This window comes from Acinetobacter populi (genome assembly GCF_002174125.1).
Lineage (GTDB): Bacteria > Pseudomonadota > Gammaproteobacteria > Pseudomonadales > Moraxellaceae > Acinetobacter > Acinetobacter populi.
The window spans coordinates 917,138-937,041 of the sequence record NZ_NEXX01000001.1 but is presented as its reverse complement, the minus strand read 5'-3'; the positions used below and the strand labels follow the sequence as shown (position 1 = coordinate 937,041).

General features: G+C 42.8%; 20 protein-coding genes. 12 read left to right on the top strand and 8 right to left on the bottom strand.

Annotation, left to right across the window (positions count from 1 at the left end; all coding sequences use genetic code 11):
- Positions 1-303 precede the first annotated feature (303 nt).
- From CAP51_RS04400 to dkgB, 3 genes are all read right to left on the bottom strand, one after another.
- Positions 304-1,020, bottom strand: a complete 717-nt coding sequence (locus CAP51_RS04400; RefSeq protein WP_087619515.1) for a hypothetical protein — start codon at positions 1,018-1,020, stop codon at positions 304-306.
- A gap of 186 nt (positions 1,021-1,206) precedes the next feature.
- Entirely contained in the window at positions 1,207-2,367 is a 1,161-nt protein-coding gene (locus tag CAP51_RS04395) for an MFS transporter (RefSeq protein WP_087619514.1), read from the bottom strand.
- A gap of 10 nt (positions 2,368-2,377) precedes the next feature.
- Positions 2,378-3,181 carry a 2,5-didehydrogluconate reductase DkgB gene (gene dkgB / locus CAP51_RS04390; protein ID WP_087619513.1) on the bottom strand — a complete coding sequence of 268 codons (804 nt, stop codon included), beginning with the start codon at positions 3,179-3,181 and terminating at the stop codon, positions 2,378-2,380.
- Positions 3,182-3,335: 154 nt separating this feature from the next.
- Between dkgB and CAP51_RS04385 the strand changes: the two genes are divergently transcribed.
- The 7 genes from CAP51_RS04385 to mraY all read left to right on the top strand — a co-directional run bounded on the left by CAP51_RS04385 (position 3,336) and on the right by mraY (position 11,499).
- On the top strand, positions 3,336-4,259 hold the full coding sequence (locus CAP51_RS04385; RefSeq protein ID WP_087619512.1) for a LysR family transcriptional regulator: 924 nt from the start codon (positions 3,336-3,338) through the stop codon (positions 4,257-4,259).
- A gap of 131 nt (positions 4,260-4,390) precedes the next feature.
- A complete protein-coding gene (gene rsmH, locus CAP51_RS04380) occupies positions 4,391-5,302 on the top strand; it encodes a 16S rRNA (cytosine(1402)-N(4))-methyltransferase RsmH (RefSeq protein ID WP_087619511.1) in 912 nt (303 codons plus the stop codon).
- A 6-nt stretch (positions 5,303-5,308) separates the two neighbouring features.
- The gene (gene ftsL, locus CAP51_RS04375) at positions 5,309-5,614 is read left to right on the top strand and encodes a cell division protein FtsL (RefSeq protein WP_087619885.1); all 306 of its coding nucleotides are present in this window, start codon (positions 5,309-5,311) and stop codon (positions 5,612-5,614) included.
- Between the two features lie 24 nt (positions 5,615-5,638).
- On the top strand, positions 5,639-7,459 hold the full coding sequence (gene ftsI, locus CAP51_RS04370) for a penicillin-binding protein PBP3 (protein ID WP_087619510.1): 1,821 nt from the start codon (positions 5,639-5,641) through the stop codon (positions 7,457-7,459).
- Positions 7,460-7,465: 6 nt separating this feature from the next.
- On the top strand, positions 7,466-8,971 hold the full coding sequence (locus CAP51_RS04365; RefSeq protein WP_087619509.1) for a UDP-N-acetylmuramoyl-L-alanyl-D-glutamate--2,6-diaminopimelate ligase: 1,506 nt from the start codon (positions 7,466-7,468) through the stop codon (positions 8,969-8,971).
- 8 nt (positions 8,972-8,979) lie between these two features.
- The gene (locus CAP51_RS04360; protein ID WP_087619508.1) at positions 8,980-10,380 is read left to right on the top strand and encodes a UDP-N-acetylmuramoyl-tripeptide--D-alanyl-D-alanine ligase; all 1,401 of its coding nucleotides are present in this window, start codon (positions 8,980-8,982) and stop codon (positions 10,378-10,380) included.
- Positions 10,381-11,499 (top strand): phospho-N-acetylmuramoyl-pentapeptide-transferase, encoded by a 1,119-nt coding sequence (gene mraY, locus CAP51_RS04355; RefSeq protein WP_087619507.1) that lies wholly within the window; start codon positions 10,381-10,383, stop codon positions 11,497-11,499.
- Positions 11,500-11,556: 57 nt separating this feature from the next.
- On the opposite strand, the gene CAP51_RS04350 is transcribed toward mraY, so the two are convergent.
- The gene (locus tag CAP51_RS04350; protein WP_087619506.1) at positions 11,557-12,084 is read right to left on the bottom strand and encodes an HPP family protein; all 528 of its coding nucleotides are present in this window, start codon (positions 12,082-12,084) and stop codon (positions 11,557-11,559) included.
- 106 nt (positions 12,085-12,190) lie between these two features.
- On the opposite strand from CAP51_RS04350, the gene CAP51_RS04345 reads away from it, so the two are divergent.
- The 3 genes from CAP51_RS04345 to CAP51_RS04335 are packed head-to-tail and all read left to right on the top strand — an operon-like array spanning position 12,191 to position 13,932.
- Positions 12,191-12,751, top strand: a complete 561-nt coding sequence (locus CAP51_RS04345) for a TetR/AcrR family transcriptional regulator (protein WP_087619884.1) — start codon at positions 12,191-12,193, stop codon at positions 12,749-12,751.
- 2 nt (positions 12,752-12,753) lie between these two features.
- The gene (locus CAP51_RS04340; protein ID WP_087619505.1) at positions 12,754-13,098 is read left to right on the top strand and encodes a DUF7709 family protein; all 345 of its coding nucleotides are present in this window, start codon (positions 12,754-12,756) and stop codon (positions 13,096-13,098) included.
- Positions 13,099-13,932, top strand: coding sequence for a putative RNA methyltransferase (locus tag CAP51_RS04335; protein WP_425426736.1), 834 nt, complete (start codon positions 13,099-13,101; stop codon positions 13,930-13,932).
- Positions 13,933-13,938: 6 nt separating this feature from the next.
- On the opposite strand, the gene CAP51_RS04330 is transcribed toward CAP51_RS04335, so the two are convergent.
- Both CAP51_RS04330 and CAP51_RS04325 read right to left on the bottom strand, forming a co-directional pair.
- Entirely contained in the window at positions 13,939-14,667 is a 729-nt protein-coding gene (locus tag CAP51_RS04330; RefSeq protein ID WP_087619504.1) for a sulfite exporter TauE/SafE family protein, read from the bottom strand.
- Between the two features lie 167 nt (positions 14,668-14,834).
- Positions 14,835-15,851: a CorA family divalent cation transporter gene (locus CAP51_RS04325; protein WP_087619503.1), complete on the bottom strand. Its 1,017-nt coding sequence runs from the start codon at positions 15,849-15,851 to the stop codon at positions 14,835-14,837.
- Positions 15,852-16,114: 263 nt separating this feature from the next.
- On the opposite strand from CAP51_RS04325, the gene CAP51_RS04320 reads away from it, so the two are divergent.
- Both CAP51_RS04320 and CAP51_RS04315 read left to right on the top strand, forming a co-directional pair.
- The gene (locus CAP51_RS04320) at positions 16,115-16,696 is read left to right on the top strand and encodes an LOG family protein (RefSeq protein ID WP_087619502.1); all 582 of its coding nucleotides are present in this window, start codon (positions 16,115-16,117) and stop codon (positions 16,694-16,696) included.
- Entirely contained in the window at positions 16,683-17,108 is a 426-nt protein-coding gene (locus CAP51_RS04315) for an NUDIX hydrolase (RefSeq protein WP_087619501.1), read from the top strand. The genes CAP51_RS04320 and CAP51_RS04315 overlap by 14 nt, the downstream gene beginning before the upstream one ends.
- On the opposite strand, the gene CAP51_RS04310 is transcribed toward CAP51_RS04315, so the two are convergent.
- Positions 17,075-17,698, bottom strand: a complete 624-nt coding sequence (locus CAP51_RS04310; RefSeq protein WP_087619500.1) for a ComF family protein — start codon at positions 17,696-17,698, stop codon at positions 17,075-17,077. The two genes, CAP51_RS04315 and CAP51_RS04310, sit on opposite strands and share 34 nt — an antisense overlap.
- Positions 17,685-19,733, bottom strand: coding sequence for an ATP-dependent DNA helicase RecG (gene recG / locus CAP51_RS04305; protein WP_087619499.1), 2,049 nt, complete (start codon positions 19,731-19,733; stop codon positions 17,685-17,687). Before recG ends, CAP51_RS04310 begins: the two co-directional genes overlap by 14 nt.
- Positions 19,734-19,904: the final 171 nt, after the last annotated feature.

Here is a 19,904-nt window from a genome sequence, read left to right as displayed (position 1 = left end):
TGTTTTATATAGATCAAATTAATTTCAATGAAAGAATCACGACGGAGTCTTACATTATAGGCTCATATATCTGGTTTAACCTTCGGTTCGACCTGAGAGGCATTGCCTCACAAGGCTTTCGGGAAAAGTAGGCAAAACCATTTGTCCGCTGCAAACTCGGTCAAATACCGCTAAAAAAACAAATTAATTGAAAACCATTATTTTGCAGACAACTTACTAACCTCGGACAAGCAGCGGACACTGCTACGAAATCGATTTTTTCTACTCATCTTATCCTGAATTCACGTTATGGCTAGATTCATCTTATTGTGATGTCGTGTTTTTTTGCCTAGAAATCTCATATAAAGTTCCCAATGTAATTGGAAAGGTGATCACATCATAGCCGATTGCCAAAGGTGTGAGAACGATCTGTTTAAGCAGATTTTGGTTTTTGAAGGTCCTTTTTTCGGTTTCGTATTGAATTTTTATGGGAATGCTTTGCTCAAGATAATGTTGAATCGGTTGTGTCAATTCTGCTGAATGAATATAACCCATAATATCAATTTGCGCTGTCATATACTGTTCATCTGATTGTCCTGCATCATGGTTGGACGTAGTATTAAAACCCAATGTAAGTAACTGTTTTTTCTTATCTGTCGTTAATTGTGAGATTGGTATGGGATGGATAAAGTTAATACGTGTTTTAAAACTTTGATGATCTGGATACAGGATGAAATTTAACGGGTCAGCGCTTATCAGACGTTCTTCATCAGTTAAGGTTTGAATAATATTATTGAGTTGATGATGTCCTTGAATACTCTGGTAATGATATTTTTTTCCTATAAATATTGCAGTGACCAATTGGTTGAGCTGGACAGGATGAGCAACGGCAATAAGTTCATCACTATCAATAGTTTGATAATTTTTTTCGAGGTTTGTTACAGGATATCTGGCATTTAGGTAAAGTGTTGCACAGCCACTACAGAGTAGAAGTGTGGATAGAATTAAAGTTATACCCAGTTGCAATATTAATTTATTCATATCAAGTATCTGCTTTTAGGTAGAAGCATTATAGGGCAGATCACCAAAGTGTACGATATAGACGGCTGACGTTATTCGGCTGAAGATGCACCGTATGAACAGGAAAATTTACGTCACTTTGGTTTGGCTGTGGATAAATAAAGGGTTATGCACAAGCTTATGGATAAACTTGTGCAATGATCAATATTATTGGGTAAGTGTTTGAGGAATATTTTTCATTTGGAAAAACACCAATATTAAACCTAATCCAGCCAACATTGCACCAGCAAAGGAAACGGCTGTATAACTCCAGCCCAGACTTAATACTGCTGCACCGGCTGCTGCGCCAATGGCATTACCCAGATTAAAGGCTCCAATGTTGACGGAAGATGCCAACCCTGGCGCATCGTGGGCAACCGACATGACGCGCATTTGTAATGGTGGAACCACAGCAAAGGCAGCTGCACCCCAGATCACTAACGCAATACCAGCACCGATGGTTGTTTTTGCCAAAAATGGGAAAAGTACCATCATCAACATTAGCAATACTAAAAAACCGATCAGGGTTTTATCAATTGAGCGGTCGGCAAATTTCCCACCGAGATGATTACCGATGGAAAAGCCAATACCAATTAAAATCAGCATAATGGTAATCAGTTGGGGTGTTGCATTGTTAAAGTTTTTTAAACTTGGCGCAATATAAGTGTACAGGGTAAACATGGCACCAGCACTCATGACTGTGGTGAGTAAGGCCAGAATGACAGGTCCGCGCGTCAAGACTTTAAGTTCCTGTTTGACATTGGGTGGATGTCCGGCCTGACCTTTGGGTAAGGCTTTGCCTAGGGACAAAATAGTGATCACACCTAAAATTGCAATCGCTGCAAAGGACATACGCCAACCCACATTTTGTCCAAACCATGTTGCTAAGGGGACGCCACCGATATTGGCAATGGTTAAGCCCATAAACATGGTCGCCACCGCACTGGCCTGTTTATCCTTGGGGACGAGGCTGGCCGCAACGACAGAACCAATCCCAAAAAAAGCACCATGATTTAAGCTGGTAATAATCCGTGCTGCCATTAAACCCAGATAGTTGGGGGAAAAGGCTGCCAGTAAGTTACCAATGGTGAAAAGTACCATAAGTAACATCAATGCTTTACGCTGTGGAAACCGGCTAAACCACAGCGTCATCAATGGTGCGCCAATCATCACACCCAGCGCATAGGCAGTGATGAGCATACCGGCTTGTGGAATGGAAATATCCATGCCTTGTGCAATTTGTGGGAGAAAACCCATCGGTGAAAATTCGGTCGTACCGATGGCAAATGCACCAATTGCTAGTGCAAGTAAGGGAAAATTGAGCTTCATTGCTAAAACCTTAATCCCATAATGGTGCCAGTTGTTCCGGATCAACTTCTCGGCCATTGCGTTCAAGCGCAGCGATCAGTTGCATTTCATCTGCACTTAAGCGGATGTCCTGTGCCTGTAAATTACTGATCAGATGTTCCCGTTTGGTTGAAGATGGAATCACTGCATAGCCTTTTTGTAATGCCCATGCCAACGCAATTTGTGCGCTATTGGCTTGATGTTGTTGGGCAATCTCTTGTAATACAGGGTCATTCAGAACTTTGCCATAGGCTAGGGTCATATAGGAAGTGACATCAATATTCTGGCTGGTTAAGAAATTTGCCACTTTTTCATTTTGTAGATACGGACTTAGTTCAATTTGATTGGTAATAATATTTTCTTTGCCTACCGCATCAATGGCTTGTTGTACTTCGGCAATATTAAAGTTGGATACCCCAATATATTGCGTTAAACCTTGTTGTTGTGCTTCATAAAGATTTTCCACAATCTCCGCAATCGAAAAACCTTGTTTGGGTGCGGGCCAGTGAATTAGGGTTAGATTGACCGCATCAGTTTTTAACTTTTGAAGACTTTCTTTTAAACTTGGGATTAATTTTTCACGGGAATAATGGTCTGTCCAGATTTTTGTGGTAATAAACAAATCCTGTCGGGCAATACCACTTTCGGCAATGGCCTGACCCACCTGTGCTTCATTGTCATATATTTGTGCAGTATCAATGGCACGATAGCCGACCTCAAGGGCTGTTTTGACCGAATCAATCACCACTTGGTCTTTTAAACGAAATGTACCAACGCCAAATTTTGGAATAGTCATCTTTCTTTACCTCAGGTTTTATCTCTGGTATTAGACTGCATAGCATATACAGTCTTGTCTTGATAGGTATTTTGCTTGGATTTTTGTTGCAAAAAAACCAGATGATCTGCAAAATATTATTGACTAAAACTCAACAATAAAGTGCGGTGATCAAATGAAATCTTCGATTGAAGAATTACTTGCTTTTGTCACTATTGTTGATGCGGGTTCGATTGTGTATGCAGCACAGCAGTTGAACCAGACCACATCGGGAGTAAGTCGGGCTTTACAGCGTCTCGAATCCAAACTGAATGTCACTTTACTTGAGCGTACCACACGAAAATTAAAACTAACGCAGGAAGGGCAATTATTTCTGGATAAGGCACGAAAAATTCTCAATGATCTTGGTGAAGCAGAAGATGCTTTATTGCGATTTGATCATGAAATCTCAGGTTTAATACGCATAGATTCGGCAACACCCTTTGTTCTGCATGTGATCGCACCTTTAATACAGGAGTTTATGCAGCGTTATCCCTGTATCGAAATTGAATTGAATAGTAATGATCAGGTGATTGATTTGCTTGAACAAAGAACAGATGTAGCGATTCGTTTTGGACAGCTCAATGATTCTAGCCTGCATGCAAAATTACTGTGCCGGAGTCGCTTGTATATTGTGGCAAGTCCGGAATATCTGGCACGGGCAGGTTATCCGGAAACAGCACAAGATTTATTGCAGCATCAATTGATTGGTTTTAGCAAAGTGCCCACCTTAAATACTTGGCCGTTAAAAATTAATGATCAATTTTTAACAGTTCAACCCAAATTAAAAGCCTCAAATGGTGAAACGGTACGGCAATTGACTTTACTGGGTAATGGCATTACCTGTTTATCACAGTTTTTGGTGGCAAAAGATTTAAAAGAGGGCAAACTGGTGGCATTGCTGGAAGAACAAAATACCTTGTATTATCAGAATATTCACGCGGTGTATTATCAACAGGAACATTTACCAAAACGGGTGAGTCTATTAATTGCATTTCTGGCAGAGAAATTGCAAAAATACCGGGGGAATGAATCAATAAACCCGAAAATCAGCGTATAATTATGGAAATTTATCCCAAAGTTGCATAATTTTAAAATTATATACAAAAAGCCGCTTGGTCATTTTTGCTAATCATTGAATAATTAGCAACTTAAACTTGGGTTCGTCTTACTTTAAATTGTTGATTATACATGTCTCATATTTCCGTCCTGCTCCATGAAACTGTTGATGCTGTTTTGGGACAAAAAACAACCGGTATTTTTGTCGATGCGACTTTTGGTCGAGGTGGACATAGCCGTGAATTATTATCCCGTTTGGACGCAGATGCAAAAGTAATTGCTTTTGATAAAGATCCGCAGGCATTGGCAGCAGCGGCTGAACTTGCCAGTGAGGATTCACGGTTTCAGATTGTGCATGCCAGCTTTGCCGATCTTGCAGCGCAATTACAGCAATTGGGTATTGCGTCTGTTGAAGGGATTATGGCAGATCTTGGTGTGTCATCTCCGCAACTGGATCAAGCTGAACGCGGCTTTAGCTTTATGCATGATGGACCGCTGGATATGCGGATGGACAATTCACAGGGACAAACCGCAGCGCAATGGTTGGTGGCAATGGATGAAACAGACCTTGCCAATGTTATTTTTAAATATGGCGAAGAACGTTACAGCCGCCGTATTGCCCGAGCGATTAAGCAGGCAGGTTTGATTGAAACCACTGCGCAACTGGCCGAGATTGTAAAAGTTGCCCATCCCAAATGGGAAAAACATAAACATCCTGCGACCCGAACCTTTCAGGCGATCCGTATTGCGATTAATAAGGAACTGGACGATGTTGAAACATTTTTACCGCAAGCGGTCAGTATGCTTAAATCTCATGGGCGCTTGGCAGTGATTAGTTTTCATTCTCTGGAAGATCGTTTAATCAAACAGTTTATCCAGAAGGAATCAACACTGCCGGAACAGGATTGGGGCATGCCACAGGCACAAAAAGACACTCGTACCCTGAAAAAAATTGCACGTATTGCACCAAGTGCTGCGGAAGTAAAAGAGAATCCACGTTCTCGTAGTGCGTGGTTACGTGTGGCAGAGCGACTGGAACATTAAAATATGATGATCAAAAACCATAAACTAATTGAGAAAAGCATTTTGCAACAGGTGGCGATTGTTCTATTGATCATCATTGCGATCATGGGCAGTGCATTTATGGTGGTGAATCAGGTATTTAATTATCGCCATGATTATCGTGGTTATAATAATTTAATGAAAGAAAAAGATGATTTGAATGCAGAATGGGGACGTTTGCTGATTGAGCAACAAACGTTTGGTGCGACAGCCCAGATTGGTTCCCGGGCGGTGACGCAATTGCGTATGTATTCTCCTCCTGCTACTCAAACTGTCGTGATTTCAACAAAATAATGATGTGAGGCGAAAGACACAGCAATGGTTGCTCCTACAAAAAAGACGAAACAGCGGAAAAGTGCTGTCAGTGCCAAGCCTACACTCGCGCAGGATATGTGGCGTTTTCGGTTACTGTGGTTTGCTGCATTTGCTGCGTTTATTTTATTGATTGGCCGTGCTTTTTGGGTACAGATCCTCGATAGTGACTTTTTGCAAGAAAAGGCAGATGCCAATATCTCCCATACCGAAGTGATTCGGGCAATGCGTGGCGTGATCAGTGATCGCCATGGCGTACCATTGGCCATCAGTACGCCGGTAATGACGGTTGTGATTGATCCCAAGGATTATTTTGAAGCTAAGGCACAGTTTGAAAAAATTTCTCAGGAACTCAAAAAAGATCCGCATAATGCCAAATTAAAGCGTGCATTACCGCAGAAAAGTTTTGATCTTGATAAACTGGCTCAAGTCGTAGGGATTGATGCAGCCAAATTGCAGCAAGACATGCAGCGTCGGGCACGCTCACGTTATCTACCTTTAAAACGTCAGGTACCACCTGCACAAGCAGATGCCATTATGGCGCATAAATTTCAGGGTGTTTATACCGAAAAAGATTATAAACGCTATTATCCGCAGCCCCAGCCGAATGCACAGATTATTGGTTTAACCAATAGTAATGGTGTTGGGATTGAAGGGCTGGAAATGCAGTTGAATAAGCGGTTGGCAGGTGTCGACGGTGAGCAGCGGGTACTTCGGGATCGTAAAGGTAATCGCTTAAAAGTTGAAGAAGTGATCACACAGGGCAATGGCGGTGAGAACATCACTTTGAGTATTGACTCACGTTTGCAATACATCATGTATCGTGAGTTGACTGCAGCAGGTGTTGCCAATAATGCCCGTTCTGCCACTGCAATTGCGGTTGATGTCAAAACTGGTGAAATTCTGGCCATGAGTAGCTGGCCATCATATAACCCGAATGATCCGAAGGGCTTAAGTAATCAGGATGCGATGCGGAATCGTGGCGCAGTTGACTCATTTGAACCTGGTTCGACCATGAAGCCGTTCACCGTGCTAATGGGTCTGGAGAGTGGTAAATTCCAGCCAACAACAATTATTAATACCAGCCCCGGCTCGATGCGGATTGGTAACCATACCATTCGTGATACACATAATTATGGTGCATTGACTTTAGGCGGGGTATTAATTAAATCCTCCAATGTGGGGGCCTCAAAAATTGCCTTATCCTTGCCTTATTCCACTTTACCGACGTTTTATAAAAAGATTGGTTTTGGCAAGCGCTCGGCTGTAGGTTTCCCGGGTGAAAGTGCTGGTTTGATTTTGCCACCGAGTAAATGGAATGTATCCGAAGTTGCAACCATGTCGTATGGTTATGGTCTAAATGCGACCGTACTACAATTGGCACAGGCCTATGCGATGATTGCCAATCATGGTGTAGAAGTCCCGTTAACCTTGTACAAAGTATCGGAGCAACCCAAAGGCGAACAAGTGGTTGCACCGGAAATTGCCGATACCGTATTGCATATGCTGGAAGCCGTGACTCAGCCTGGTGGTACGGCACGACAAGCGGTTATTCCCGGTTATCGTGTAGGTGGGAAAACCGGTACTGCACATAAATTACGTGCCGACCGTAAAGGCTATTCTCAAAATGAATATCGCGCCTTGTTTGCCGGTGTTGCGCCGATCAGTAATCCACGTATTGCCATGATTGTGGTGGTGGAGAATCCACAAGGTAAATATTATGGTGGTTTGGTGGCTGCGCCGGTTTTTGCCAAAATCATGCAAGAATCATTACGCTTGCTCAATGTGCCACTTGATCGACCACTTGAAACACCAAAAGGAAGTTAATACATCATGACGACTTTATCTGAAATTTTCCCGCATGATGAGCAGCTTCCTGACTGGGCGATGCAATCCTTTAATGGTTTTTGTCTGGATAGTCGCAAAGTACAGACAGGTCATATTTTTATTGCATTGCAGGGGCTGCATAATGATGTAACTGCAACGCAGCATTATATTCAGCAAGCCTTGCAACAGGGAGCGATTGGGGTATTAACCGAAGTTGAGCTTGAAAGACAGGACAGTATTTTATTTGTTGCCAATCTGCGCCAAATTTTGGGCGGTTTACAACAGGCATTTTTACAGGCAGGACAGCCGCAAACATTGGCGCGTGCAGTTGCAGTTACCGGAACAAATGGTAAAACCACGGTATCTCGTTTGATTGCCGAGTTGTTGACTTTGCTGGGACAAGCGACTGCCGTGATGGGAACGACAGGTAATGGCATTTTGCCAAATTTGCAGGCATCCAGCCATACCACACTGGACGCCTTGCAGTTTCAGCAAATGTATTATGATTTTAGTCGGCAAGGGGCAAAGTTTTTGTCACTGGAAGCCAGCTCACACGGCATTGAACAAGGCCGTTTGGCAGGTACGCCGATTGAGGTTGCTGCATTTACCAATTTAAGCCGTGATCATCTGGATTATCATAAAACGCTAGAAAATTATGCCAGAGCCAAAGCCGGTTTATTTGATTTTCCTAGTTTAAAACATGCGGTGATCAATCATGATGATGATCATGCCGCTTTAATGATTGAACATGCAAAAAACAATCCGGCCCAGCCTGAGATCTGGTTGTATGCCTTGTCTGAAGCACGCTCAGATTATCGTGTTTCGGCGTTGCAATTTAGTCTATCTGGTGCAACATTTGTTTTGGATAGTCCGTCTGGTCAATATCAGGTTGAGAGTCCGCTGCTAGGCCATTTTAATGTAGAAAATATATTGGCTGCGATCATTTGTGTAGAAAAACTGGGCTTTGCCTTGCCTGATATTATTGCCCTGATTCCGCAGCTTAAAGGTGCCCCGGGCCGTATGCAAACGCTGAGTGATCAGGGACGATTATTTATTGTCGATTATGCCCATACCCCAGATGCATTAGAGCAGGTATTGATCAGTTTACAACATCATGTTGAAGGCCAATTATGGGCGGTATTTGGTTGTGGTGGAGATCGTGATCGCGGCAAACGTCCGGAAATGACTCAAGCTGCCCTGAATCATGCCGATCAGGTGATTTTGACCACGGATAATCCACGTAGTGAAGATCCTGTACAAATTTTTGCGGATATGAAAGCCGGGATTAATTTTAATGGTCATCAGGTCGAGGAAATTCATGATCGACGTGAGGCAATCAAGTTTGCCGTAAAACATGCACAGCCCGGTGATATTGTGGTAATTGCAGGCAAAGGGCACGAAAATTATCAGGAAATTGATGGTGTTCGACACTGGTTTGATGATGTGGTTGAAGTGCAGTCTGCCATTGATACCCCGCATCATTTATCGCCATCGGCTTATCCTGCGCAATAGGAACGTTTATGCATACCTCTACAACCAGCACTGCGCCTCTAGTGCCATGGTCTAGCGATCAGCTACAACAGGCAACACAAGGGCAGTGGCTGCACAATCAACATCCAGACACCTCTATCCTGCGTATTCTCACCGATTCTCGTCAGGCAAAAGCAGGTGATGCTTTCCTAGCGTTAAAAGGTGAGCGTTTTGATGCACATGACTTTGTACAACAAGTGGTCGAACAGGGTGCAACCTGTGTGATCGTACAGCGTGAAATCACTGGTTTATCTATTCCACAGTTAATTGTTGCTGATACTCGTCTGGCATTGGGACATCTGGGGGCCTATCGCCGCCAGCAATGTCAGCATCTAAACGTGGTTGCTTTAACTGGTAGTAGTGGTAAAACCACCACCAAGGAAATGCTGGGCAGTATTTTTTCCCGTTTGGGGGCTACGCTGGTCACACGCGGCAATCTGAATAATGATCTGGGTGTACCGATGATGTTGCTGGAGTTACGTCCTGATGAGCATCGTTATGCAGTAATGGAACTGGGTGCTAGCCATCAGGGGGAAATTGACTATACCTCGAATCTGGTCCAGCCTGATGTGGCCGGTATTATTAATATTGGTACTGCACATCTAGGTGAATTTGGTGGACGACAAGGTATTTGTAATGCAAAGTCGGAAATTTATCCACACATTAAAACAGGTGGGATTGCGATTATTCCGGCCGCAGATGATTTTGTCGAACCTATCCGTCAAGCGGCGCAAGCTTATAGACAACTGAGCTTTGGCAAAGGTGGCGATATTTATGCCGAAAATATCCAGCTTCATGCCCAGTCTTCAAGTTTTGATTTAATTACGCCACAGGGCGAAGTCCACATCGAATTGCCTTTTGCCGGTGAACATAATGTACATAATGCCGAAGCAGCCGCAGCCTTTGCACTGGCCATGCAAGTAGGTCTGGAAGATATCGTCTTTGGATTGGCACAAGCCAAAGGGGCAAAAGGACGTCTGAATTTTATTCAACATCAACAATACTTATTGATTGATGACACGTATAATGCCAATCCAAATTCCATGCGTGCGGCTGCCGATGTCCTTGCCCAACAAAATGGTATTAAAGTCATGGTGATCGGTGATATTGGTGAACTGGGTGATGATGCCCAAGCCGAACACTTTGCTTTGGGGCAGGCACTGGCAGAGAAACCACTCGATTATATTGTTGCAGTTGGCGAATATGCCACAATCATCGCCAATGGGGCGAAAGCTGCACATTGTTCAGCTTATACGAATCAACAGGATGCTTTGGCAGCCTTGTTGACCATTGTCAATAAGCATCAACCACAGCCAATGAGCTTCCTGTTTAAAGGGTCACGTTATACCCATATGGAAGATGTATTGGCGGCATTGATGGAGAAACTTTAAATGCTGTTATGGCTGTTTGAGCACCTTGCAGGCTATCATAGCTCGTTTCAGGTTGTTCGATATCTAACGTTACGTTCTTTACTGAGCGTTTTAACTGCTTTGGGGATTGGACTATTTTTGGGTCCGGTCATGATTCGTAAGTTGCGTGCGCTTAAATACGGACAAGCTGTAAGTAGCTTTGCACCGGAAAATCATGCTGCAAAAATGGGTACACCGACCATGGGCGGGGTATTAATTCTACTGTCTATCGGTATTAGTACCTTGCTTTGGGCAGACCTGAGCAATCCTTATGTCTGGATTGTGCTGGGTGTCATGGTGATCTTTGGTGCAGTGGGCTGGGCCGATGACTGGATTAAAATCCGTTATAAAGACAATGCCGGTTTACCAGCGCGGAAGAAATTCTTTTGGACGTCTATTGGTTCATTAGGTGCCGGGATTGGCTTGTATATCATTGCGACCCAGCAGGGTAATCCAGCAGTCACGGCCAATATGCTGGATTTACTGATCCCGTTCTTTAAGAATATCAGTATCCCATTGTCTGTGATCCCGTTTGGTTTGGCATTTATTGTGTTTACCTATCTGGTGATCAATGGTGCTTCCAATGCAGTCAACTTAACCGATGGTCTGGATGGTTTGGCAATTATGCCGATTGTTCTGGTGTCTGCTGGTTTGGGTGTATTTGCCTATCTGGCGGGTGATATTCGTTTTGCCAATTATCTGCATATTCCTTATATCCGCTATGCTTCAGAACTGGTCGTGATTTGTGCTGCCATGATTGGTGCGGGTTTGGCGTTCCTTTGGTATAACGCACATCCTGCACAAATTTTCATGGGGGATGTTGGTGCACTGGCACTTGGTGCAATGCTAGGTACTATTGCGGTGATGGTACGTCAGGAAATTGTCTTTGCCATCATGGGCGGTGTATTTGTGATGGAAGCAATCTCTGTATTCTTGCAGATTGGCTCGTTACGCATGCGGCAAAAACGTGTGTTTTTAATGGCACCTTTACATCATCATTATGAAAAACAGGGCTGGAAAGAAACCCAAGTGGTGATCCGTTTCTGGATTATTACCATCATTTTAGTGGTCGTGGGCTTAATGACCTTAAAATTACGTTAAGTTTGCAATCTATATTAACCTGCAATTTTGTGATAGAAATTGCAGGTTTTTTAATACTTATTTTTTTAACCATGCAAATCCTTGTACAGGATATTTCTGGTGACGACCGATATTATTGACAATACATGCAATTAACACCAGAACTATAGCGCCTGATAAAGTCGGAAATAATAAGAAACTCCAGTCGTACTGCACAGTATTGGCGGTTAGTAAAATTACCAATGGATTGGCACCAGCAGGCGGGTGAACGCATTTTAAGAGTTGCATGGCGGCAATGGCACAACCTACCGCAAATGCGATACTGAGCATGGATGTGGAAAAGAATTTCAGGAACAGTAAACCAATCAATGCCGAGATAAAATGCCCTAGAATAACATTTCTAGGCTGTGCCAAAGGCGATTGAGAAACAGCATAAAGAATGACACAACTTGCACCGAACGGCGCCATAATCCAGACGTGCTGGCTGAATTGAGTTAACCAGAGTAACGCCAAAATACTAGCTGTCCCACCGATTAAACTACGTAAAACTTCAGATTGCTGGAAAAATGACGCCAGCCGTTTTTTCTGTTGTAAGTAAAAAGCCATGATGGTGTACTCGGATTGATTTTTTATGATCATAGCGTTATTATTTTAAATAGTACAGATCTGTACTATTTTATAAAGGAAATTTATGCAGTCTAATCCATCCAAAATGTCAAAGTCGGCAGATAAAATCTTGAACACGGCAGAAAGCTTGTTTAATCAACAGAGTTTCACCGCGGTGGGAGTAGATTTAATCCGGGATGAATCGGGCTGTTCCAAAACCACCATGTACACCTATTTTAAAAATAAAAATCAGTTGGTACAGTCGGTGCTACAAGCTAGAGATCAACGCTTTAGGCAAACGTTAACGGATTATATTGGACAGGCGGAAGGATTAAATGCCTTAAATAAAATTTTCGACTGGCACTTGGACTGGTTCCAGACCGATACGTTTAAGGGCTGTTTATTTGTACGTGCAGTGGCCGAAGCCAATGTAGAACAAACTGAAATCATTGTAATTTCAAGGTCGCATAAACAATGGTTATATCAATTGATTTGCCACTATTGTTGTCCTCAATCTGGCATAATAGACCTTGCAGATTTGCTTTATACCTTATTGGAAGGGTTAATCAGTCGTTTTCTGGTCGATGGCTATAATGAGCAGATCGCGCAGCAGACCAGACAAATGTTTAATCAAATATTTGAAATTTCAAAAACAGGAAGCGTGTAGACATGTCTAAAATTTCCGGATCAGATCAATTATCACAAATTAATCATAAAGTGGTTGAAGCAGGTGAAGTTCTAACACAGGTGACATTAAAAGATGGTAGTCGTGTTCAAACCGGAACGGTCGCGACCATGTTGCATAATATTGCACTTTACAATCGTTATGAAAGTGGTGCAGCTGAACGCAGTGCAGTAGAACAAGAATTAAAAGTTGCCGTACCGACATTGGTAAAAATTGGCTTATTCGATTTATTTAATGTGGATGAGTGGATTCAGGGTGAGAATGCCGGGCGGACCTTTGTGGGTATGCAAGCCAAAGCCTATTTAAAGAATTTAGACGAGAAAGCCTGAATGACGGTGAATTTAATGTGTCCTGTGTGCAGGGAAAATCTGACACTTCAGGACAAGACATGGCAATGCAGCAATCGCCATAGTTATGATCAGGCCAAACAAGGCTATGTCAATTTGCATGTAGTCCAGCATAAACACAGTAAATCGCCGGGGGATACACCCGAGGCTGTGGCTGCCCGTCGGCGCTTTTTAACGGCTGGATTTTATCAAAGCTTACAGCACAAAATTGTTGCAGTACTACAGCAGTTAAATATCCAGTCGGCTATTGATATTGGCTGTGGTGAGGGATATTACACACAGGCTATGGCCGAGGTTGTACCGGATTTAATTGCGGTGGATATTGCCAAGTCGGCGGTGCAGATTGCTGCAAAACAAGATACACAGAAGCAGGTAGTTTGGGTGGTCGGTACAGGTGCGATACTTCCGGTACAGGATCAGTCGTTACGATTGTGTAGCAGTTTTTTTAGCCCATTACCAAAAATGGAAATGTTACGTGTACTGGAATCTCAGGGGTATTTACTGGTTGCCACACCTGCACCGCAGCATTTATATGCCATGCGTGAAGCCTTATTTGATCAGGTCAAGGTGCATGAACCGGAAAAGTTTATTACCCAGTTGCAGCCAGAGTTTGAGCTTATTGAACAGCATCTTATTACAGATGATTTAAGCCTGAATCAGCAACAACTCAAAGATTTAATTGCCATGACACCCTATGCGTGGAAGGCCAAGGCGGATAAGCGGGCAGCACTGGAAGCTCGGGATCAATTTAAAATTCAGGCGCAGTTTTGTTTATATCTATTTAAAAAACAGTCTGATGAATCAAATTTTGATTAAATGATTTTAAAGTACCGTATAGGCAGAATACCACATGGCTAGACCTGCTATCAGTAACATTAAATCCAGCAACAGGTGATAGCATTGCTCTGACATCTGTAAGACATAATATTTACCGATATAATTGCCCAGCATCAAGGTTAGCCCAACCATTATTCCGATGATGATGGTTTGTCCATTTAAAGCGCCTAACAGACCAAAGGTAAATACCTTGGTTAGATAGATGCTAAATGATGCAGCGGCTTCGGTGGCCAGTAATGCACCTTTGGTTAAACCAAATCCACTAAATATCGGCAAGGTTAATGGACCGGTTGAGAATACAATGCCGGTCAAATAACCTAATACCGCACCAGCAAGAACCAATTGCATGTTATTGAGTTGGAAGTGATGGGCTTTGGCCCAGTATCTGATTGGAATCAAGCAAATAAAAAATAAACCGATGATAATATCGGAAACAACCGGAGAAATAATCCAAAGGGTATTTGCGCCAAGAATCGTCATTGGCATACCCAAGCAAATAAAGAGCAAAAAAGCCTTAATATTAAGCTGACTACGCCATAATATTACTCTTGAGATATTACCCATGATTGAAGCAATCGCCATAATGGGTACGGCAAGTTTTGCGCCAAATAAATAAGCCAGAATCGGCAACAAAATAATGGATGATCCTGTGCCGACGATACCACTAATGAAACCAGCTAAAATACCAGTGAGCGCCAGCGCAAGATATATCATAAAAATTCTCTAATTTTATTGCATGATCCGGAATCATTATCCGGATGTTTATCCTAAATTAAAGAATCGGTCTGTGAAAAGAAAATTGAATAGAATCTGCTGTCTTGCAAGACTGCATTTTTACAACCTAAGAAGCAAAATGATATTTTACGTCTTAGGTCATGTGATTAAATCCATTTTTTCCATTTAAAGATAATGATCGGTGCAGTCAGGAAGAATAATACAATACCAAAGACCATGACAAAACTCATTGGGCCTTGTGAAAAGGGCAATACATCGGTATTCATACCATAAATACCAGCCACTAGCATTGGTGGTGCCAACATACTCGGTAAAATCGAGAAACGCTTAAAGGTTTCATTCATTTCGGTGTTGGCAAAACCTGTGGTGATGTCGAGCAAGAATTTTAACTTCTGGAACAAAAAGGTATTATGTTCCAGCAATGAACGCACGTCTTCGTTCATCTCGCGAATATCGGCATCATAGATATGACTACCCAAAGCCCGTGGACGAGAGAGAAAGGTCAATACACGGCGCAGATCAGTCAAACACAGCTGTGCTTTTCCCAGCATATCTTCTTGATGCGCAAGTCGGGTAATCATGTCATCGAGATCAAGAATTTGTTCACGGTGATGGTTGTTTAACACTTCTGCTGAATATTCTTCCAGATATTTATGGGTATCTTCGAGAATATCTGACAACTCATCCAGTTTGGCTTCCAATAACCCCAGTAAGATCCAGACAGGATCCTTATAATCCATATCATAATCATTGCGTCGGGCACGGGCACGAAACGCCCGGAAAGCAACCAGTTTTTCTCCCCGTAGGGTAATCAGTCGGGTTTTATCCAGCAAAAAAGCAACGGTATGAACTGTCGCAGCTAGCGTATTTTCCAGATCTTCCAACTCGCCATCGACCTGAAAATTTTTATTTTTGGTGAGGAAGTAGGTGCTGATATGCAAAATACCATCATCATCACGATAAAAACGTGCTGATGAGGAAATGTCTTCTAATGATTTTAGGGTTGGAAGATTCTGTTTATAGGCATCCAAGATCCACTGTTGTTCTTCTTGCGTTGGTGCAATCAGATCGATCCAGGCCAAATCCTGATGTAAATCGAAGCCACCATTAATGGTGACATCTTCCAAACTACCGCGCTCAGTGGCATAAAAGGCTTCTAACATATCAGTCTTCCTTGCGCGATGATCAATGGGAAAAATAAACCTGCCTATTGTAGTCAAGCTCTAGGGTAAAAATCACTAGCTAAAAAATATTTTTCGTAAAAAGTTAAGGTTGCTTATTCGGGAACATTGATTTATCTCATGAAGACGATACTTCATTTGATGAATTTTTACCCTACTCCTGCACCAATTTAACAATAGCCAGTCAGCCCTAGGTTTATACTATGGTGATATGACCAATCGATGAACGCTAGGTTTAAAATTATATGCAATCAATTTGTATTTTTTGTGGCTCTTCCGCAGGTAATGACCCTGTTTATCTTCAAGTTGCACAATCTGTAGGTGAAGTTCTGGCAAAAAAAGGTCTGACGCTGGTCTATGGCGGCGGTAAAGTCGGGCTCATGGGCGCAGTTGCCGATAGTGTACTGGCGCATGGTGGGAAAGTGCTAGGTGTGATGCCTAAACATCTGGTTGATCGGGAAATTGCCCATAATGGCATTACCGAACTCTATGTTGTCGATAACATGCATGAACGCAAACAAAAAATGGCCGAGTTGTCTGATGGTTTTGTGGCATTAGCAGGCGGTGCAGGTACATTGGAAGAAATTTTTGAACAATGGACTTGGGCGCAATTAGGGATTCATCAAAAACCTTGTGCCTTTTTGAATACCAAAGGCTATTATGATCCATTGTTACAGATGATTGAGCATATGGTAGATAAACAGTTTACCAAAACACGCTATGCTGAAATGTTAACGCAATCTGATGATATTGAAGATATTTTAAAGGCTTTTGCCAACTATCAGCCACCCGAAGCAAAATGGCAAAATAGCAATGTCCAACCGTAATACGATTACTGTCGCTTCTGCCATTATTGCCAATCAGCAAGGACAATTATTGCTAGTGCGGAAAAAGAATACCCGTGCTTTTATGCAGGTTGGTGGCAAACTAGAAGTCGATGAAGCGGCAGAGCAAGCCTTGAAACGGGAAATTCTGGAAGAAATCGGGTGTGAGGTTTCGCAGTTGCGCTTTCTTCAGACCTATCATACACAGGCGGCCAATGAGCCTGATCATCAATTGGTGAGCCATACTTTTTTGGTCACGATCAAAGGTGAACCGAAAATTCAGGCAGAGCTGGCAGAAATGTTATGGCTGGATATAGAAAAACGTGATGATTATCCGCTGGCACCGTTAACCAAAGAATTGATTATTCCATGGTGGCAAGCTCAGTGTACTGCATCACATAAGCACATTGACTGAATCTGGCTACAGCCCAATTGTTCAAGTTGTTGCTGTAATGCAGCCAGACTGGCGCCGGTGGTGATTACATCATCCAGCATTAATACATGCTTGTAACGGCAGTGTTCGGTATTCAAATAAAATTGATCAAGCAGATTGCTCAGTCGGTCTGCACGGGATAAGCCGCGCTGCGCATGACCATCATGACGTGACACTGGTTGCCAGATTGGAATTTGCCAGTGATGCGATAAGGCTTTTGCCAATAGATAGCTAGGATGAAAACCACGCTGAATGAGTTTTTCGGTGGCAATCGGCATTGGTACAATCGCCTGAACCCGAGGTTTTGGCTTTTCTAAATAACATGCAGTTAAAAGTTCAATAAATTCAAATTTTCCCTGTTGTTTGAATTGATGGATGATACGATTGATCGGAAAGTCATAGTGACAACTGACAAAACATTCGATGTCATGTCGATGGATGTGCTGTTTTTGCCACGGCAAACCATCCCAGCACTGCTGACATACGCTATGCTGTATTGCACGCGATTCACCGCATAAACAACATGGCGCATACCTTTTCCAGTCCAAAAAACTTAAGTTAGACAAATGCATAACGTGGTGCTTCCGGTAACCAGCGTTGAATTAATGCTTCGGCTTTGTCCGGTGTTTGCTGAATCATCTCTGAAGCAATCTGATGTGCTTTGACCAATAAATATTCATCACGTTGTAGATCGGCAACTTTAAAATTCAGATTACCGGTTTGTTTGGTGCCGAGAATATCACCCGGACCCCGCAATTCCAGATCACGTTCGGCAATTTCAAAACCATCATTACTTTGTCTTAAAATATCCAGACGCGCCTGTCCGTTTTGTGAAAGCGGTGATTTATACAGCAATACACAGAAACTTTGTTGTGAACCCCGACCGACACGTCCCCGCAATTGGTGCAATTGTGATAATCCCAGCCGCTCGGCATTTTCAATCACCATAATTGAGGCATTGGGAACATCTACACCGACTTCGATTACTGTCGTGGCAATTAACAGTTGTAATTCATTGTTTTTAAACTGCTGCATGACGGCTTGTTTTTCTTCGGGTTTCAGTTTGCCATGTGCCAAGCCAATTTTTAAATCGGGAAATTTTTCTGTCAATTCATTGAAAATCACTTCGGCTGCCTGTGCATCCAGACTTTCCGATTGTTCCACCAATGTACAGACCCAGTAAGCTTGTTTGCCTTCTACGCAATTTTGATAAATACGTTGTAACACTTGCTCGCGTTTATCAAGTGGCATGGCAACGGTTTGAATCGGTGTTCGACCAGGGGGTAATTCATCAATGATTGAGGTATCCAGATCACCATACGCACTCATGGCAAGCGTGCGGGGAATCGGTGTGGCGGTCATCACCAGTTGATGCGGTGTCAGACCCAGATTACCCTTATCGCGTAAAGCCAATCGTTGATCCACGCCAAAGCGATGTTGCTCATCAATAATCACCAAGCCAAGTTTTTGAAATTGTACCTGTTCCTGAAACAGGGCATGTGTGCCGACCACAATTTGCGCTGTTCCGTCATTGATCTGTGCCAGCGCTTTATTTTTCTCTCGAGTTTTAAGTTTTGAGGCCAGAAACACCACATCAAACCCCAAAGGCACAAACCATTTGGCAAAATTGATAAAATGCTGTTCTGCTAGAATTTCGGTAGGTGCCATAATAGCCACTTGCCAGCCTTCTTCCAGTACATGTGTCGCTGCCATGGCAGCAACCGCGGTTTTTCCGGCCCCCACATCGCCCTGTACCAGACGCAGCATGGGTTTATCTTTTTGTAAATCGGTCAGAATTTCCTGTGTCACCCGACTTTGGGCGGCAGTGGGTTGAAAACTTAATTGTGCCAGAAATTGTTTTAGGATGGCTTTGCTGGGTTGTATTTTGGCAGCATGGATCTGCTGCATAAAATGCCGTCGTTGTAATAGGCTAAGCTGATGTGCAACCAGTTCCTCAAAAATTAAACGCTGCTGGGCGGGATGGCGGGCTTCACGTAATTGTTGTACGTTACTGTTGACTGGTGGATGATGAATATAGTCAAGTGCCAGTTTTAAATCATATTTTTTTGCCAGGCCTTCGGGGATGAGTTCTGGTAAATCATTGGCATAGTGTTTTAGGCAATAATCAATGATTTGTCGTAATTTTTGCTGTTTTAAACCGTCGGTGGTGGGATAGATCGCAGTGAGTTGCTGTTTGGGTTGCGGTACCTGATCATTGATGTTCTGGATTTCCGGATGGTAAATTTCCAGTCCACGCGATCCCAGACGTACCTCGCCAAAAACTCGGACAATATTTCCCATGGCGAGTTGGTCCATCAATGCCTTATAAAAATGGTAAAACCGTAGGGTAATCTTGCCGGTACCATCTTGTAGTAGTACCGCCATGGATTTACGTTTTCCTGCCGGAAAATCGACTGATTTGACTTCACCCTGTAATAATACAGTGCGTCCAACATGTGCTTGTTGGATATTGATAATGGTGCTGCGATCTTCATAGTCACGGGGCAAATGAAAAAGTAGGTCGTGTGATGTCAATAAATTTAATTTTTCTAATTGTTGGGCGGCTGCTTCGCTTACGCCAGAGATTTGGCGAATCGGAATATTCATAAGAGTTTCAATTCCATGCAGTTTTGGATCAACGCAGTTCAGGCAAATTTTATCTATTACTATACTACAAAACAGATTTCAAGGATTATTGAATATTGTCACATTAAATGCTGTAGGAAAAGCCAATTGATGCTGCAAGTTTTAAGGTTATTATTGTTTAAATACTACACG